Here is a 2537-nt window from a genome sequence, read left to right as displayed (position 1 = left end):
TTCCGTCATGTTCGAAGTGGCGGTCTGTGTCATGGCGTACACCGTGATACTCTGGATAGAGTTCTCGCCCGCGTTCTTAGAACGCTTCGGCTTTAAAAACCTGCGGCAAAAACTATTCAAATTTCTTTTCATTATCATTGCAATAGGCGTGTTATTACCCACCATGCATCAGTCTTCACTGGGCACCCTGGCTGTGGTGTTTGGGCATCAGGTTTCACCATTATGGCAAACCCAGTTATTACCTATATTGTTTTTGCTAAGTGCCCTGATGATGGGTTATGCCATTGTGCCATTTGAATCCATACTGGCAAGCATGGGATTTCAGCGGGTAACCGAAACTCCGCTGCTAGGTAAGTTGTCACGCTTTATGCTGGTGATCCTGATTTCCTATCTTGTGATTCGTGTTGGCGACATGACTGTGCGAGGCGCGTGGGCTTATGCCTTTGAGGGCACGCTGGATGCTTTCATGTTCTGGGTGGAAATGGCGTTATTTATAGTGCCATTGTTCTTCATGCTTAATAAGTCCAATCACACCAATACCCGAATGATATTTATATCAGCTTTAATGCTGTTATTTGCCGGCTCTATTTATCGAATGAATGTATATCTCATCGGTTATCACCCGGGGCCCGACTGGAGCTATTTTCCATCGCTGGCAGAGTTAATGATAACCATTGGCATGTTTTCATTTGAAGTGGTTTTGTATTTAATTTTCGTCAAAACGCTACCCGTACTGCATCGGGCGGAAGCCACCTGACTATTGCGTGTAACAAAGCGTCTAAGATAAAAAGGAGTGACCCGTGGCTAAGAGAATTGTTGTAGATCCCATGACCCGTATCGAGGGTCATTTGCGAGTGGATTGCGAAGTGGATGGAGGCAAGGTAACCAAGGCCTGGTCCTCCGGACAAATGTGGCGCGGCATTGAATTGATTTTGCAGGGACGCGACCCAAGAGACGCGTGGATTTATACGCAACGTATCTGCGGTGTTTGCACCACAGTGCATGCAATTACTTCAGTGCGAGCGGTGGAAAACGCCTTGCAACTGGAAGTGCCGCTCAATGCACAATACATTCGCAACATGATCATTGCGGCTCATTCGGTGCATGATCATATCGTGCACTTTTATCATTTATCGGCCCTGGACTGGGTGGATATCGTATCCGCATTAAAAGCTGATCCCAAAAAAGCTTCGCAAACGGCGCAAAGTCTTTCCGACTGGCACATGAACAGTGAACAGGAGTTTCGGGCAGTACAAACCAAATTGCAGGCCTTTGTAGATTCGGGTCAGCTCGGTGTGTTCGCCAGTGGTTACTGGGGTCATCCGGCCATGAAGTTACCACCCGAAATTAACCTGATTGCTGTTGCACACTATTTTCAGGCGCTGGATTATCAACGTCGTGCCAACAAAATTGTTTCCATCCTGGGTTCCAAAACACCACATATTCAAAACCTCGCGGTGGGTGGTGTTGCCAATCCCATTAACCTGGACAGCCAGTCTACGCTGACACTGGAACGGCTGGCTTACATTAAGAATGTTATTGATGAGCTGGGTGACTTTGTTCACAAAGTCTACATGGTGGATGTTGCAGCTGTGGGTGCCATGTATGCCGACTGGACGAAATACGGTTCGGGTGTCACTAATTATTTATGTGTTCCCGATTTGCCCCTGGATACCAAGGGGACTCAATTCGAGTTGCCAGGCGGCTACATTCCCAATGGCGATATTGGTCAGTTTAAAGCGATAAGCAGTTATAACGACGAATACTTTGAAAAAGGCGTCAAGGAAAGCGTTAAACACTCCTGGTACAAAGGTGGTAAAGGTGCTTTACACCCTTATGACGGTGAAACGATTCCTGAGTACACCAACTTTCAGGATGATGGCAAGTATTCATGGGTGAAAGCGCCAACATTTTATGATGAGCGTGCGCAAGTGGGACCACTGGCAAACGTGTTATGCATGGTGGCAGCGGGGCACGAACCTACCAAACGTAATCTCGACAAGTTGCTTAAGATGGTGGGTGCTGTTGCAGGTGCTGATATTCCAGTTGCGGCTTTGCATTCAACCATTGGCCGCCATGCCGCTCGTTGTGTACGCACTGCGGTGATTTATGAATCACTGCAAAACCAGTGGAAGCTGTTAATAGAGAACATCGGTAAAGGAGACTACGACACCTTTAACCGGCCGGTATTTCCCAAAGGTGAAATACGCGGTTATGGATATCACGAAGCACCGCGGGGAGTATTATCACACTGGACTGTAATAAAGGACGGCAAGATCAGCAATTATCAGTGCGTAGTACCCAGTACCTGGAATGCCGGCCCCCGCGATGAAAACTCAAAGATGGGTCCCTACGAAGCTTCGCTGATGGACAATCCAGTAGCTGATCCGGAAAAGCCATTAGAAGTTATTCGTACTATTCATTCATTTGATCCATGCCTGGCTTGTGCAATACATATGGTTGATACGCGTACCAAAGAGGAGCTGGTTCGGGTGCATGCAGTTGGGTCACAGTGCGGGGTCAGCTTCTGATGCAGA

Annotated in this window: 2 protein-coding genes; both read left to right on the top strand. The window is 47.7% G+C overall.

The genetic code is table 11. The annotated features are described in order from the left end of the window. Window positions 1–757 (top strand): NrfD/PsrC family molybdoenzyme membrane anchor subunit (gene nrfD / locus ACWVCM_RS11965; RefSeq protein ID WP_455201985.1); only part of this gene is annotated, 757 nt, incomplete at its 5' end. Between the two features lie 43 nt (window positions 758–800). Further along, a complete protein-coding gene (locus ACWVCM_RS11960; protein WP_455201984.1) occupies window positions 801–2531 on the top strand; it encodes a nickel-dependent hydrogenase large subunit in 1731 nt (576 codons plus the stop codon). Window positions 2532–2537 lie beyond the last annotated feature (6 nt).

It is taken from the genome of Kaarinaea lacus (assembly GCF_975902315.1).
The sequence above is the reverse complement of the archived record's forward strand: the minus strand, read 5'-3'. Positions and strand labels throughout refer to the sequence as shown.